Raw genomic sequence first — 14,763 nt, 5'->3', positions numbered from 1 at the left:
TATTCTTCTATCAAAAGTGCTTATTTAACTGACCCCATCATACCTGCTACAAAATGCTTTTGAAGCAAGAAGAAGATGAGTGCTGTAGGTAAAGTTGCGATTACAATGGTTGTCATAATGATTCCGAAGTCAGGTGAATGACTTGATCCAAGATTAGATATGAGCAATGGAATCGTATGGTTCTCAGGAGACTGTAGAACAACGAGTGGCCATAAAAAGTTATTCCAGCTTGCCATGAAGGTAATAATCGCAGCTGCTGCATATGTTGTTTTCATCGTCGGAACAAATATACGGAAGAAAACACCGAGCTCGGTTAAACCATCTATTCTTCCAGCTTCTAGTAGCTCTTTTGGAAACATCTTTGTATTTTGTCTGAAGAAAAAGATTAAGAAAGCTGTTGTAATGCTCGGTAACATTGCAGATGTTAGTGTATCAATACCAATCCCAGGTGCCATTTGTGAAATTGTCCCAAACATACGGAATAAAGGTATCATCATTGCAGCAAATGGAATCATCATTGAAAGAAGCAAAATAGTAAATACAACATCCTTTGCCTTACTTCTGTAGATTTCAAATCCATAGCCAGCAAGCGATGCAATGATTAGAGATAAAACGGTAGTTGAAATGGATATAATGACTGAGTTTGTTAACGCCGGAACAAGGTCTACCGAATTAATAAGGTTCTGGAAATTCTCTACCAAGTGGGTTCCTGGCACTAATCTTCCTTTTGTAACATCGGAAGATTTATTTGTTGCGCTGACAATCATCCATATAAATGGAAAGATAGAGACAATCGTAAAGATTGATAGGATAATATAAATGAATATTCGATTTACTTTATGCATTTTTATCACCTGCCACTTTGAACTGAATGATTGAAAAGATTACAATCATGATAACAATTGCATATGAGACAGTCGCCGCATAGCCAAAATCAGGAGTATATTTGAATGAAAGATTATAGATATACTGAGAAATCGTTAATGTTGCATTTCCAGGTCCACCTTTTGTTATATTCATAACTTCATCAAACAACTGAAGCGTACCTATGGTAGATGTAATAGATGTAAATAAAATGATTGGCTTCAGCATTGGAATGGTTATTTTAAAGAATTGTTGAAATGCATTAGCACCATCAATTTTAGCTGCTTCATAAATTGAGTTATCAACGTTTTGAAGAGCAGAAAGATAGAAAATCATATTGTAGCCTGTCCAACGCCATGTAATAGCAATAATAATCGTCACCTTTGCCCAAAAAGGATCTGTAAGCCATTGTATTGGCTCTGAAATGAGAGAAACATTAATAAGCAATTGGTTAATGATACCGTCAGTACCAAATAAATATTTGAATACTACCGAATACGCGACAAGTGACGTTATGCATGGTAAAAATATTGCAGTACGGAAGAATCCTTTTAGCTTCAATTTCTTATCATTTAATAACACAGATATAAGCAATGCCAGAATGATCATGATAGGAACTTGGATGATGAGATAGATTACTGTGTTTTTTACAGCAGCTATAAATGTTGGATCTGTAAATAATCGCAGATAATTATCGAAACCTACAAATTGTAGATTGGCTCCAGCACCTGATTGAAAAGATAGAATAAGTGCTTGGGCCATTGGATAAAAGTAAAATAAACCTATCATCGCCGTTGCTATAGCAATAAATGACCAGCCGATTAATCCATTTTTTAAACGAAGTTTGTTATTATATTTTCTTGGTTTCGACTCTATGCTCTGCTTCGTAGTTGCTTGTATCAATTTCTTCAACTCCCTGCTTATTGGTATGAAAATAGCCTCGGAAGAGCGAGGCTATTTCAAGGCAAATTATTTGATTTGCGTTTCCACTTGTTGTTGTGCTTCTTCTAACACTTTATCAAGGTCTTGACCATCAAGGTATTTCTGCATGGCAACAACTAAAATATCCTCAATCGCATATGTGTGCATACCATAGTTCACTTGTGGAATTTCTTCAGCCCACTTTGAAAAATCAGAGATAATGGTCTGGCCACCGAAGAATTCATCTTCTGTTTGATATGCTTCTCCCTCAGTAGCTGGGATATAAGTACCGATTGCGCCAATTTCATTGACTAATTTTTGATATAAATCTACATTTGATCCAAAAGTCTTTGTAAGGAAATCTACTGCTTGTTCTTTCCCTGGAACATTTAGAACATACCATGATGCACCACCTAAGTTAGATGCATTTACTGATTCCATTCCTGGAAGACTAGGATGTGGCACTACTGCCCATTTTCCTGATTGTGAAGCTTCCGCTTTTATGGAAGGTGTAATCCAGTTACCAGTAGTAACTGTAGCAACTTCTCCGCCATTGAATGTAGCTAAGAACTGATTCCAGTCTGAATGAAAATTCATTAAATCATTATCAACAAGTTCTTTGTAAATTTCAAATGATAGTTTAAGTGCATCATTATCAGCCAAATCAGGTGTAGTACCATCTGCCTTCACATACCATTTACCTGCAGACTGAATCATTGTCCGTAGAATTCCTAAATCACTTGGGTCGTAAGTAAGCAATCTTTTGCCCGTTGCTTCTTTAACTTTCTTTCCAATTTCAATGTATTCTTTCCAGTCGATGTTTTGTAAATCTTCAACTGTATAACCTGCTTCTGCTAAATAATCTGTTCGAACATATAATCCAGTTACTCCAGTATCAAATGGAAGTCCGTAGTTTTCACCATCTACACTAGTGGCTTCCACTTTATATTGAACAAAATCATCAGTTTCATAAGATCCAGTTAGTGGATGGAACATATCTGGATATGCTTGAAGGAAACTTTTTGCATTATAATCTTCAATTAACACAATATTTGGCAATCCCTTTGTAGTACCAGAACTTAAAGACGTATTAAGTTTTTGAACAATGTCATCTTGAGCATTTTCAATAATATTCACTTTAAGGTCTGGATTCTCAGATGCATAACCTTCCTTCGCTAATTCTAATGCTTTGATGTTAAAGTTTTTATCCCATGCCCAAGCAGTAATTTCATTTGTTTCTGAATCCTTCTTTGATTCAGTCCCATTTGAAGATCCCGAAGAACACGCAGCCAACAAAAGCATACTTACCATCAATAATGCCAATACTTTCTTCATCTATAATCCCCCTAAGATTACTTGTTCTTAAGTAAGCGTTATCTTACTTACAATAACTATGGTACCATCACTTAGAGAGTACGAGTTAGGACGATATTTTTGTAAACTTGTGATATTTTTGCATATTGAATACGTTTTCACTTATTCATTTGTACTATTTTCAGTTTATATGACAATTTTTAGTTTTTTTGTACTGGAAGTGAAATACGAACTTTTGTCCCTTCACCTATCTTACTTGAAATGGTAACACCATAAGCTTCACCATAAATCAGCTGAATACGTTCATCGACGTTTCGAACACCAATCCCACTGAACATCGCCTGTTTGCGCTTCGTAATCGGAAGTTTGTTATCTGCAGATGCCTCCATTCCGTCGCCATTGTCCAATACCTCACAAATAAGGGTAGCTCCTTCTTTCCAAACAAGGACATTAATCGTTCCCCCATTCTTTTTATTGAAACCATGAAAGAAGGAATTTTCAATAAAGGGTTGTAAAATCAGTTTGGGAATTTGGATTTCAAAACACTCTGGCTCGATGAAATAATTCACTCTAATACGTTCGCCATAGCGCTTCTGATTTATTAAGACGTAACTTTTTAAATTGTCTATCTCCTGCCTCACAGTTATCGTTTCACTAATATTACCTATCGTATTTTGTAATAAGGATATCAACGCATTAACGGTTTCGGCAGCCTCTTCTTTTCCACCTTGCTGGACCATAAATTTGATTGAAGTTAACGTATTATATAAAAAATGTGGATTGATCTGTTGCTGCAGTGCGGCTAATTCCGCATTCCGTTTCTGTTTTTGGACTAGCACAAGTTTATTCACATACTCATGAAGCTCATCAAGCATAGAGTTGAAAGCTAGACCAATCTGTCTAGTTTCGTATGTACCCGTTACAGGTATATAATGGTCAAAGTCATTTTTCGGAGTATTTCCGATTTGTTTCACAAGGTTTGACAACGAATTTGTTAATCCCCTAGAAGCAAAAAACACGATGATGATGGCTAGAAAGATGAAAAGTATACATATGAGAACAATCGACTTTTTATCAATGATATTTGCAAATGCAGCTTTTTTATCTATTAAATTCACCAAATACAAATCAAAGGTAGGTAGATATTCGACCATTATTAAATGGTCCTTCCCCTTAAAATCTGCATCCATGTAATCTATTTGCTGCTCCTCTAGCTTGGTGGCATATTTCAGGAGCTCCGGTTCTTTTTTTCCAATAAACTCATTACGATTACTGGATAAAATAGTCCCAGACTGATCCATTACTAACACATTATTACCTAAGCTTGTATAGCTGCTATAAAACTTTCTAAAATCCTTTTCTTGAATAGTAAAGTACATAAATCCATAAATATATTTTGAAGTTGGTTCCATAAAAGCCTTGGAAGCAACAATACTTCTATCATTTTGTTTTTGATTTCTTTGTTGTTCAAGATGAAATAGCAGTTTTTTAGGTTGTCTGAGTGTATTGGTGGTAATGAAGTGATTATGTAACGCTTCGTCTGATGCGGCCCATGAAGGTCTATCTGTTGCATAACTAATACCATTAATACCATAGACCAAAATACTAACATCATAGGCTTCTACACTTGTTTTGATATTGGCCATTTGTTTTTTTACATTATAATAATAAGTACCCAACATTACGTTCGAGTGCTCACCTGTGAGAAAACTCTTGATTGTTCCGTTGTTCATTAGGTTATTAGAAGCAATAACAATCGAATATTGAAAAGTACCTAAGCTCTCCTTTATTTGAGCCATAACCTTGCTATTGTTTAAACTAAACCGATCAATAAAAAATTTCTCTGACATACGAAATGTGGTCCAGGTTATCAGAGTGGACACAGTAACAATGATTAGTATGGTGATAAAAAACATTTTATAAAATAAGCTATTGTGTTTAAAACGATTCAATATTATTCTCATTTGTATCCCATCTCTTAACCTCAATTGTGTTTTCTTCTAAATTTACTAGGTGACATTCCATTGACCTTTTTAAATACTTTACAGAAATAGCTATGGTCTGAATAACCTACCATTCCGCTAATTTCTGAAATCGAGGCTGAATCCTTAAGTAAAAGCTGCGAAGCTTTTTCAATTCGAACCTTATTCAAATACTCAATAAACCCTTCTTTATTATGTGTAGAAAAATAGTTAGACAAATAGGAAGGATTAAAATGAAAATGCTCAGCTACGTCTGAAAGGCTGAGTTGTTCTGCATAATGTTCTTCAATATACTGCAGGATTTTCTTCATATTTAAATTACTAGGTTGATTTTTCTCTGAATGTAAACATTTGTTCACTTGTTCAATAAATTTATTTAGTTGTTCTACTGTTTCATTTGATGACTGCGCCTCGTTAATTGCCCTAAAATACTCATATTTGGCATTCTTTATTTCAGTGACATCGTATTCCATGTTATTTAGTATGACAGTAATGTGAAAGATGATATTTTCAAAGAAAGATTTAAATTCAAAAATATCCGTTGAATAACATTTAGAGTATCCTGATACATACTCCTGTAAATAGCTAAAAGCTTCCTGAAAGCGACTTTGCTTACATTCACTTGTGAACCAATCCATTTTGAAAGCTTCACTAATCGGTACTTCTCGTTGTAAATCCTGTTCTCTTAAAAAAGGAATGTTTGGGAAATAAAATTGATATTGTAGCAATTTTGATATCTTTTCATTATTTATAAGCCCTACTTTTGAAAAATCAGTAAATTGTTCACTAAGAACAAAGCCTAAATCTTTATTGGCTTCCGCAATCTTTTGTACGCAATTGATTACCTCTTTGGACTGACCTCTATTTACATTTAGAATGACTGCTGATTTATTCTTATCCAAGGTAACGGAATAATGTGCTGCTTGCGGTAAATAAAAATGGTACTGATTTGTAATATTATCTTGAATTTGAAGCAAATCCCCTCTAGGAATTTGCCCATTAAAAACTACACCTAATATATAGAAGTTGTCATAGGGAAATACTCTCGATAATAGCTCTTCGTCATAATCCATTTCAAAACCAGAAATTAACTTTTCAATTACAAGATTTACAGACATACGATCCTGCTGTTTTGTCTCACTTGAATTAGTAGTTGCCATCCTGCTTACTGCTTTATTTAGCCCGTCTAACAATGTACGTGCATCAAGCTTAGGCTTTAATATGTAATCAACAACTCCACTTTGAAAGGTAGAACGAACATAGTCAAATTCCCCAAAACTACTGAGTATAATGATTTCGATATCTGGATATTTTGACTTAACAATTCTAGTCAATTCTTCTCCATCCATTATAGGCATCACAATATCGGTTATAACGATTTGGGGTTGAGTTCGTTCAATTATCTCAAGTGCTTCCTTTCCATTTGAAGCCTCTCCCACAATATGAAAGCCTTCTTGCTCCCAATTAATGTAGTGTTTTATCCCCTGTCTAATCAAAATTTCATCATCTACAATAATAATTTTACACAGTTCTTTAGTAGCCATATTGGTTCACCTCTGTAGCAAAGCTTATTTACAAATATTCCTTCATATATTATACACATCAAATCTAGTATTGGCATTTTAACTGTAGATCTATTATTTTGAATATTCAATCTGAAATTATACTAATAAAATTTATTGACTCACCATTTCACTCGTGATAAATTACTTTTTAACAAATAAAATCTATGACGAGAAAGAACAAACTCGTCCCAATTTAGGGGCGAGTTTTTTTATGCAAAATAATTCTATTTATACTCACGGAGGTTAACTCGAAATGAAAAATTTATTTGTGATTACAGGTTCATTAATTGTGGCTTTTGCCTTTAATTTCTTTCTCGTTCCTTATGGAATACTGAGTAGTGGTATAAGTGGTATTGCTATTTTGATTGGGTTAATCACTCCATTTGATATTGGCTTAATGAATCTGCTGCTAAATGTTCCCTTACTGATTTTAGGCTACTATAAACTTGGGAAAATGATTACGATTAATACACTCATTTGTGTTTTATCACTTTCGGGTTTCTTATATCTATTGCCCGCAGCTCCTGTGACTGACAATATATTGCTCTCATCCATTTTTGGAGGAATCATTGGAGGCATTGGAATCGGCATCATTTTAAAGTCCTCCGGAACTTCTGGTGGTTTAGATATTATTGCGATTATCCTTTCCCGAACAAGTAATGTTTCTGTTGGTCTCCTTCTTACAGGAATGAACGGCATCATCGTTCTTATTTCTGGTGCTGCTTTTAGTTGGGATATTGCATTATACACGCTTTTATCTATCTATTTAACTGGTAAAATGATTGATACCATTCACACGGATCATATTAAATTGACCATGCAGATTGTTACTACAAAAGGAGAGTTAATACGAAAAGATTTACTGGAATCAATTTATCGAGGGATTACAATCACGGAAGGTTATGGCGGTTACTCCCAAGAGAAAAAACAGATTATCATGATGGTCGTTACACGCTACGAGACCACACAAATAAAAAAAATTGTCAGTAACCATGATGAAAATGCATTTATTAATATATTTGAGACCGTTGAAGTTGTCGGTAGATTCGCTAAAAATTAGGAATAGCATGGGAAGTTGATTCGGACAACCAGGAATCGTTCTATCCAATTGCATAAAAAAAAAGCGCCTTTCAATGTGTGAAAAGCGCTCGTTTATTGTTTGCTTCTATGCAGGTATCTTGAGATTTTTTTCCTTATTTGTTCTATTAGAATACAGAGCAAATAATAGAAGAAACCATAGAGGTGTCAACAATAAGGCTGGACGTGTTTCTTCAGCAACCAGCATAATGATGAGAATCATGCCAAACAGTCCTAAGACAGCATAATTAATGAATGGTGTAAATGGTGCTTTAAATGTTGACTTTTCATGCAATTGTGGCTGTGTTTTCTTGTACCGTAAATGGCAGATGAGAATGACACCCCAAACCCAAATAAAACAAATTGCACTAATTGTTGTCACGATACCAAAAGCTTGTTCCGGAATAAGTTTGCTTAATAGAGCTCCTACTGATACGACAAGTGCGGATATCCATAAGGCATTACTTGGTACATAATTTTTATTCAGTTTTGCAAACTTGGATGGCGCCTGGTCATTTTTGCCTAAATTAAACAGAATCCGGCTGGTTGAAAACATCCCGCTGTTACAAGCAGAAGCGGCTGAAGTTAAGACGACAAAATTAATAATTCCTGCTGCAACCGGAATTCCGACTAAACCAAAGGTCTTAACAAAAGGACTTTCTGCACCATTTAGCTCTGTCCATGGGTTTACACATAATAAGATGATTAAAGCGCCAACATAGAAGAATAGAATCCTTGCAGGAATTTTATTAATCGCCGATGGGATATTTTTTTCTGGATTGGCTGTTTCCGCTGCCGATACACCCACTAATTCCACACCGACATAGGCAAAGACGACCATTTGGAATGAAAGTAAGAAACCTGAAACGCCGTTTGGAAAAAGTCCTCCATGTAGCCAAAGGTTTTGAACCGTAACGGTTCCAACATCGGTCTTGAATCCCATCACCAGCATAATAACGCCTATGCCAATTAATACAAGAATCGTTATAACTTTTATCAAAGCAAACCAAAACTCTAATTCTCCGAAAAGCTTTACCGTTAATAAATTCAGTCCTAATATAATAATTAAACAAATGATGGCAGGTATCCATTGAGGGATATCAAACCAATATTGTACATATAAACCAACTGCAATCACATCAGCCATTGCAACCATAATCCAACAAAACCAATACGTCCACCCGGTTACGAATGCTGCACGAGATCCAAGATAATCCTCGGCAATGTCTGTAAAAGATTGATAACCTGCCTTAGACAAAAGTAGTTCCCCTAGCGCCCTCATAACAAAAAATACGGCGATACCTACGATTAAATAAGCAAAGATGATGGATGGACCTGCTAGTTGTATCGCTTTTCCTGATCCTAAGAACAATCCGGTGCCGATTGTCCCGCCAATTGCAATTAGTTGAACATGCCGATTTTTTAACTCTCTCTTTAATTCTTGTTGTGCCAAACCTAACTCCTCCTTAAAACCATTCTTTAATGTGCAACGATGAGCAATAATTTTATCCAATAACTTTATGAGTGACCTCTCTCTCTTCTTTTCTAAACGAAAAAAAGAGATTGGATGTCCTCCAATCTCTTAGGTATAAGAATAACAAATAATATTTGTCATGCTAACCATTATCAGCACAACAAATAAATATCCAGTACTCTTCTGTCCTTTTGCCTGAGATTGTGAACCCTTCGGCGCCGCTTAACTTTCAGCGGTCTCTCCAGAAGCTGCTCCTGCTATAGTGTAATCCATAGCAATCATAGCCCCAAATTATTAAATTTTTCACTCATGTTAACTATCTTCAAATAATTTTTAATTTTAATAGTATTTAAACACTTTGTCAACAATCAATGTGATGGTTTTAAGGTACGTTGTAGAAATTCCCTCGTACGTTCTTGTGTTGGATTATTGAAAATTTGCTCTGGGCTTCCTTCTTCTGCAATTACTCCCTTGTCCATAAATACAGCGCGATCTGATACTTCTTTTGCAAATTCCATTTCGTGCGTTACGATTAGCATCGTAAGACCTGATTCAGCGAGTTCCTTCATAACCTTTAGAACCTCTCCTACCATTTCTGGATCAAGTGCAGATGTTGGTTCATCAAATAACATCACATCGGGTTCCATGGAAAGTGCTCTTGCAATCGCCACACGTTGCTTTTGACCACCGGATAGCTGCTTAGGCTTCGCGTTGATATATTTGTCCATTCCAACAACCTTCAAGTATTTCATCGCTATTTTTTCAGCTTCTTCTCTAGAGCGTTTTAATACTTTTATTTGTCCTACTACACAATTGTTAAGTACATTGTGGTTATTAAATAAGTTAAATTGTTGGAACACCATGCCTAAATGCTTCCGGTAATCCGCTACATCATGCTTATCATCCAGGATATTTTCACCATGATAGATAATTTGTCCACCGCTTGGTTTTTCTAAAAGATTAATACAACGAAGAAGAGTTGATTTACCAGATCCTGAGGACCCGATAATGGAGACTACTTCTCCTTTATTCACCGAAAAATTAATGTCTTTTAATACTTCATGTGTTCCAAAGGATTTGTTTAAATGTTGAATATCAATAATCTTTTCCATATTCTCCTCCTCCTTCTCCCATTATTTTTGACTTCCTTCTAGCTGTGTATCATTTCCAATCATCGTATAGTTGTCAGAGCCATCTAATTTCTTTTCAAGGTAAAGCAAGATTCTAGTTACAATAAAGGTCATCACAAAGTAAATCATACATGCTACGAAAAATGACTCGAAATATCTAAAGTTATTACCTGAAATCGACTTTGTAACAAAATATAATTCTGTAACGGAAATAACGTTCAGAACGGACGTATCTTTAATATTAATAACAAATTGATTTCCTGTTGCAGGTAGAATATTACGAATAACCTGTGGTAATACAACATTCCACATCGTTTGGACATGATTCATGCCGATCGCATGCGCAGCCTCGAACTGTCCTTTATCAATCGAAACAATCCCGCCGCGAACAATTTCTGCCATATATGCTCCTGTATTGATTGATACTACTATAATAGCAGCAACAAAAACATTCATATCTAAACCAAATGCTAACGCAGAACCATAATAAATCACCATCGCTTGAACAATCATCGGTGTTCCACGGAAGAATTCAATATAGATAGAAAGGATTACATTTATTACTTTTAAAAATACCTTTTTTGCTCCACGATCAGGTACTGGAATGGTTCGTATGACCCCTGCTAATAAACCAATTACTGCCCCCAAAACTGTCCCAATTAGAGCAATTAAAAGTGTTAAACCAGCACCACGAAGGAACATAGGCCAGTTTTCAGAAATGATTGTAATGACCCACTCAAGACTCATCTTATATCCTCCTTTACTGTATAAAACCGACTGTATGTTGAGATACAGCCGGTTTCTTCATTTTTTATTTTGCTGCTGGTTGATTCTTAATAGCTTTATCCATAATGCTAGTTCGTTCATCTTCAGGTATACCAGCTAAAATTTCATTGATTTTATCTGTTAAGTCACTGCCTTTTTTAAGACCGACAGCAATTGCAGTATCATCTGCTGATGTTTTAAAGCCATCTTCAAATTCAACCATTACGTAGTTTTCATTTGCAGCTGATGCACTAACTCCTTCTGGACGCTCCGAAACGTATCCATCAATCATCCCTGATTCTAGCGCCACTCTCATTGCTGGGAAGTTGTCCATCGCTGTTTTCTTGTCTACACCATTAATTTGATCGATTACTGAATAGTGGAATGTATTTAATTGAGCTGTCACTTTTGCTCCTTTGAAATCTTGGATAGAAGTAGCGCCTACGTACTTACTGCCTTTTTTTACAACCATTACTAAATTAGATGTATAGTAATTATCCGTAAAATCGATTGTTGCTTTACGTTCTGCTGTCGGTGACATACCAGCGATAATGGCATCAATTTTACCTGATGTTAAAGCTGGTACCAAGCCATCCCACTCTGTCTTGACAATTACTAATTCTTTTCCTAATCCTTCAGCTACTTTTTTAGCAATTTCCACATCATATCCGCCTGCATATTCTTTAGTTTGGCTTATTTTAACACCGCCGTTGGAATCATCGTTTTGTGTCCAGTTAAACGGAGCATATCCTGCTTCAAGACCAACCGTAAATGTATTATCCTCTGATGCTCCAGAATCCGCCCCCTTGCTTGTCCCACATCCAGCTAATAGAACCATAGCCGAAACCAATAAAACAATAAATAATGATAACTTATTTCTCATGATGCTCTTCCCCCTGTTTTTTAATAGTTTTAATAGTTTACTAAAAACAAAAAACGGCCTGAGATAAACTCAGGCCGCAATATGCATAGTTTCCTAAAGTCCCCTCTTATATCCCAAATGAGATAGCACAACTCAATAAACCGGAAGAGTTTATTGAGACAGTCCTGCAGTTCTTAGCTACAGACCCAGCATGTAATACCGAGAATATTACAAACTTCGGCGACATTTCCTTCTCCTTAGCATCATGGCTTCTCAAGCTCCACTAAAGACTGTTAAATATCGCGCCTCTACCTCACTGAAAAAAAGTGAGGTCTTATTAAATTATATTAATATACTACAGCATTTTGTCGAATTTCGTCAACTTGTATTTTACTTCCAGTTTAATTGGGGGCAATAGTAGAGTAATAGCTTCTCTATCTTTTGTAAGCTTATTCACGGGCTCTCACTTACCTTGTGAGCGATCCATCTTCTTTTTTTGCTATAACGGTCACGCTTCCGCCCTTAACGGGGATTTCAGGCTTTCCCTGATTCCCTCTACTATGCTTTTTCTCGTTCAACGGGAATCTGAGGCTTCACCTGATCACCCTCTACCATGTTTTTTTCTATTCATCGGGAATCAGATGGATTGTCTAATTTGCCCGAAACCTCTTTAGCATTAGAAAGGGTATTACACCTAACGTCGCTTAAGAATCCACATAACAAAAAAACTCACAAACGTTGTGTTAACAACATTAGTGAGTTTTTTAGATACCGGTGGTCGGGGTCGAACCGACACTCCTTGCGGAACACGATTTTGAGTCGTGCGCGTCTGCCAATTCCGCCAAACCGGCATAATAAAATTAGTAAAGGTAATGCCGAGGACCGGAATCGAACCGGTACGGTAGTCACCTACCGCAGGATTTTAAGTCCTGTGCGTCTGCCAGTTCCGCCACCCCGGCGCAATAAAATGCGCTATTAAAACTTAATAAAAATAAAGGCGGCAACCGGATTCGAACCGGTGGTAAAGGTTTTGCAGACCTCTGCCTTACCACTTGGCTATGCCGCCATATGATGGAGCGGAAGACGGGATTCGAACCCGCGACCCCCACCTTGGCAAGGTGGTGTTCTACCACTGAACTACTTCCGCAAATTGGCTGGGCTAGCTGGATTTGAACCAACGCATGTCGCAGTCAAAGTGCGATGCCTTACCGCTTGGCTATAGCCCATTGATAATTTTATCTTCATCCAAAGATGTCCTTATGGGGCGACTGATGGGAATCGAACCCACGAATGCCTGAACCACAATCAGGTGCGTTAACCACTTCGCCACAATCGCCATAATAAGATTAATTGGCAGGGGTAGTAGGAATTGAACCCACACCAAAGGTTTTGGAGACCTTCGTTCTACCTTTAAACTATACCCCTATAAAGGAATGTTATTTCAACTAAAGTTAAAAATAAAATGGTGGAGGGGGACGGATTCGAACCGCCGAACCCGGAGGGAGCGGATTTACAGTCCGCCGCGTTTAGCCACTTCGCTACCCCTCCACATATTATGATGTTAAAACCAAATGGTGCCGGCGAGAGGACTTGAACCCCCAACCTACTGATTACAAGTCAGTTGCTCTACCAATTGAGCTACCCCGGCAAGAATATAATCAATAGAATAAAAATGGTGGCTCAGGACGGAATCGAACCGCCGACACAAGGATTTTCAGTCCTTTGCTCTACCGACTGAGCTACTGAGCCACATAGTAAAGTTACCTAAAATTTAATAGCTGCATAATCTTTGCTCAAAAAACCTCACGGTTTTTCTCGCAGATTGCCGCAGAAGCTATTCAGTGAAGCAAGCAATCTGCTCTACCGACTGAGCTACTGAGCCATACTATAAAGCCAATTTCCAAAAAGAAAATGGCGGTCTGGACGGGACTCGAACCCGCGACCTCCTGCGTGACAGGCAGGCATTCTAACCAACTGAACTACCAGACCAATTGCGGGGACAGGATTTGAACCTGCGACCTTCGGGTTATGAGCCCGACGAGCTACCGGACTGCTCCACCCCGCGACAATAAAAGTTAAAAAATCATGGTGGAGGATGACGGGATCGAACCGCCGACCCTCTGCTTGTAAGGCAGATGCTCTCCCAGCTGAGCTAATCCTCCATATTAATGGAACGTTATTTTCGCTATCGCGAAAAAACGTTGGTGACCCCTACGGGATTCGAACCCGTGTTACCTCCGTGAAAGGGAGGTGTCTTAACCACTTGACCAAGGGGCCATATTATAATAGATAGTGTTTATATGGCGGAGAGCAAGGGATTTGAACCCTTGAGACAGGGTTACCCGCCTACACGATTTCCAATCGTGCTCCTTCGGCCACTCGGACAGCTCTCCATAAAAGAATGGCTCCGCAGGTAGGACTCGAACCTACGACCGATCGGTTAACAGCCGATAGCTCTACCACTGAGCTACTGCGGAACAATATAATTGATGCAGCCTGGCAACGTCCTACTCTCACAGGAACAAAGTTCCAACTACCATCGGCGCTGAGAAGCTTAACTTCCGTGTTCGGTATGGGAACGGGTGTGACCTTCTCGCCATTATTACCAGACTACTTTTCTCAAAGACAATCTTTATTATACTGTCTTTTCGATATTTTTCAAGAGGTTTTTGAAAAAAATTCATTCCCTCAAAACTAGATAATTTCAGAAGAAGTTGTAAAACGAGTTCGCCTTTAAAAATTGGTTAAGTCCTCGAACGATTAGTATCAGTCAGCTCCACATGTTACCACGCTTCCACCTCTGACCTAT

At 37.4% G+C, this 14,763-nt stretch carries 10 protein-coding genes, 16 tRNA genes, 1 rRNA gene and 2 riboswitches; of the genes, 1 reads left to right on the top strand and 26 read right to left on the bottom strand.

Going from position 1 to position 14,763, the window contains the following annotated elements:
• Positions 1–20: 20 nt before the first annotated feature.
• From M3189_RS25880 to M3189_RS25860, 5 genes are all read right to left on the bottom strand, one after another.
• Complete coding sequence (locus tag M3189_RS25880) at positions 21–845, bottom strand: carbohydrate ABC transporter permease (RefSeq protein WP_251639542.1); 825 nt, start codon at positions 843–845, stop codon at positions 21–23.
• On the bottom strand, positions 838–1,767 hold the full coding sequence (locus M3189_RS25875) for a carbohydrate ABC transporter permease (RefSeq protein WP_285889830.1): 930 nt from the start codon (positions 1,765–1,767) through the stop codon (positions 838–840). Before M3189_RS25875 ends, M3189_RS25880 begins: the two co-directional genes overlap by 8 nt.
• Before the next feature lie 66 nt (positions 1,768–1,833).
• Positions 1,834–3,120, bottom strand: coding sequence for an ABC transporter substrate-binding protein (locus tag M3189_RS25870; protein ID WP_251639540.1), 1,287 nt, complete (start codon positions 3,118–3,120; stop codon positions 1,834–1,836).
• Between the two features lie 179 nt (positions 3,121–3,299).
• On the bottom strand, positions 3,300–5,063 hold the full coding sequence (locus M3189_RS25865) for a sensor histidine kinase (protein ID WP_251639539.1): 1,764 nt from the start codon (positions 5,061–5,063) through the stop codon (positions 3,300–3,302).
• Positions 5,064–5,083: 20 nt separating this feature from the next.
• Positions 5,084–6,625, bottom strand: coding sequence for a response regulator transcription factor (locus M3189_RS25860; RefSeq protein WP_251639536.1), 1,542 nt, complete (start codon positions 6,623–6,625; stop codon positions 5,084–5,086).
• 274 nt (positions 6,626–6,899) lie between these two features.
• Here M3189_RS25860 and M3189_RS25855 point away from each other — a divergent pair, with 274 nt between their 5' ends.
• Positions 6,900–7,706, top strand: coding sequence for a YitT family protein (locus tag M3189_RS25855; RefSeq protein WP_251639535.1), 807 nt, complete (start codon positions 6,900–6,902; stop codon positions 7,704–7,706).
• A gap of 105 nt (positions 7,707–7,811) precedes the next feature.
• Here M3189_RS25855 and M3189_RS25850 read toward each other — a convergent pair whose 3' ends face one another.
• The 21 genes from M3189_RS25850 to rrf all read right to left on the bottom strand — a co-directional run bounded on the left by M3189_RS25850 (position 7,812) and on the right by rrf (position 14,564).
• The gene (locus M3189_RS25850) at positions 7,812–9,176 is read right to left on the bottom strand and encodes an amino acid permease (RefSeq protein ID WP_251639533.1); all 1,365 of its coding nucleotides are present in this window, start codon (positions 9,174–9,176) and stop codon (positions 7,812–7,814) included.
• A 194-nt stretch (positions 9,177–9,370) separates the two neighbouring features.
• A riboswitch (glycine riboswitch) is annotated at positions 9,371–9,452 on the bottom strand.
• Between the two features lie 113 nt (positions 9,453–9,565).
• Positions 9,566–10,309, bottom strand: a complete 744-nt coding sequence (locus tag M3189_RS25845; protein ID WP_251639531.1) for an amino acid ABC transporter ATP-binding protein — start codon at positions 10,307–10,309, stop codon at positions 9,566–9,568.
• A gap of 21 nt (positions 10,310–10,330) precedes the next feature.
• Positions 10,331–11,074, bottom strand: coding sequence for an amino acid ABC transporter permease (locus M3189_RS25840; protein WP_251639530.1), 744 nt, complete (start codon positions 11,072–11,074; stop codon positions 10,331–10,333).
• Positions 11,075–11,138: 64 nt separating this feature from the next.
• Positions 11,139–11,975 (bottom strand): transporter substrate-binding domain-containing protein, encoded by an 837-nt coding sequence (locus tag M3189_RS25835; protein WP_251639527.1) that lies wholly within the window; start codon positions 11,973–11,975, stop codon positions 11,139–11,141.
• A 115-nt stretch (positions 11,976–12,090) separates the two neighbouring features.
• Positions 12,091–12,273: riboswitch (Lysine riboswitch) on the bottom strand.
• A gap of 450 nt (positions 12,274–12,723) precedes the next feature.
• A tRNA-Leu gene (locus M3189_RS25830) sits at positions 12,724–12,805 on the bottom strand.
• 22 nt (positions 12,806–12,827) lie between these two features.
• Positions 12,828–12,913, bottom strand: a tRNA-Leu gene (locus tag M3189_RS25825).
• A 36-nt stretch (positions 12,914–12,949) separates the two neighbouring features.
• Positions 12,950–13,020 (bottom strand) — tRNA-Cys (locus M3189_RS25820).
• Positions 13,021–13,026: 6 nt separating this feature from the next.
• Positions 13,027–13,101 (bottom strand) — tRNA-Gly (locus M3189_RS25815).
• 4 nt (positions 13,102–13,105) lie between these two features.
• A tRNA-Gln gene (locus M3189_RS25810) sits at positions 13,106–13,180 on the bottom strand.
• A gap of 34 nt (positions 13,181–13,214) precedes the next feature.
• Positions 13,215–13,290: transfer RNA gene (locus M3189_RS25805), tRNA-His, on the bottom strand.
• Between the two features lie 15 nt (positions 13,291–13,305).
• Positions 13,306–13,379: transfer RNA gene (locus tag M3189_RS25800), tRNA-Trp, on the bottom strand.
• Between the two features lie 38 nt (positions 13,380–13,417).
• A tRNA-Tyr gene (locus tag M3189_RS25795) sits at positions 13,418–13,502 on the bottom strand.
• A gap of 24 nt (positions 13,503–13,526) precedes the next feature.
• A tRNA-Thr gene (locus M3189_RS25790) sits at positions 13,527–13,602 on the bottom strand.
• Between the two features lie 25 nt (positions 13,603–13,627).
• Positions 13,628–13,703 (bottom strand) — tRNA-Phe (locus M3189_RS25785).
• A gap of 163 nt (positions 13,704–13,866) precedes the next feature.
• A tRNA-Asp gene (locus M3189_RS25780) sits at positions 13,867–13,943 on the bottom strand.
• A 2-nt stretch (positions 13,944–13,945) separates the two neighbouring features.
• Positions 13,946–14,019: transfer RNA gene (locus M3189_RS25775), tRNA-Met, on the bottom strand.
• Between the two features lie 21 nt (positions 14,020–14,040).
• Positions 14,041–14,116 (bottom strand) — tRNA-Val (locus M3189_RS25770).
• Positions 14,117–14,156: 40 nt separating this feature from the next.
• Positions 14,157–14,231 (bottom strand) — tRNA-Glu (locus M3189_RS25765).
• A gap of 24 nt (positions 14,232–14,255) precedes the next feature.
• Positions 14,256–14,347, bottom strand: a tRNA-Ser gene (locus M3189_RS25760).
• A gap of 9 nt (positions 14,348–14,356) precedes the next feature.
• Positions 14,357–14,431: transfer RNA gene (locus M3189_RS25755), tRNA-Asn, on the bottom strand.
• Positions 14,432–14,448: 17 nt separating this feature from the next.
• Positions 14,449–14,564: ribosomal RNA gene (rrf, locus tag M3189_RS25750) — 5S ribosomal RNA — on the bottom strand.
• Positions 14,565–14,763 lie beyond the last annotated feature (199 nt).

It is taken from the genome of Neobacillus niacini (genome assembly GCF_023715415.1).
GTDB lineage: Bacteria > Bacillota > Bacilli > Bacillales > Cytobacillaceae > Neobacillus > Neobacillus niacini_C.
Note: the sequence above shows the minus strand (reverse complement) of the source record. Positions and strands in the feature narration are given on the sequence as shown.

Excerpts from the sequence above, each read along its gene's own strand:
- M3189_RS25855 (WP_251639535.1), top strand. The coding sequence starts at position 6,900 with ATGAAAAATTTATTTGTGATTACAGGTTCATTAATTGTGGCTTTTGCC.
- M3189_RS25870 (WP_251639540.1), bottom strand. The coding sequence starts at position 3,120 with ATGAAGAAAGTATTGGCATTATTGATGGTAAGTATGCTTTTGTTGGCT.
- M3189_RS25865 (WP_251639539.1), bottom strand. The coding sequence starts at position 5,063 with ATGAGAATAATATTGAATCGTTTTAAACACAATAGCTTATTTTATAAA.
- M3189_RS25840 (WP_251639530.1), bottom strand. The coding sequence starts at position 11,074 with ATGAGTCTTGAGTGGGTCATTACAATCATTTCTGAAAACTGGCCTATG.
- M3189_RS25835 (WP_251639527.1), bottom strand. The coding sequence starts at position 11,975 with ATGAGAAATAAGTTATCATTATTTATTGTTTTATTGGTTTCGGCTATG.
- M3189_RS25845 (WP_251639531.1), bottom strand. The coding sequence starts at position 10,309 with ATGGAAAAGATTATTGATATTCAACATTTAAACAAATCCTTTGGAACA.
- M3189_RS25880 (WP_251639542.1), bottom strand. The coding sequence starts at position 845 with ATGCATAAAGTAAATCGAATATTCATTTATATTATCCTATCAATCTTT.
- M3189_RS25860 (WP_251639536.1), bottom strand. The coding sequence starts at position 6,625 with ATGGCTACTAAAGAACTGTGTAAAATTATTATTGTAGATGATGAAATT.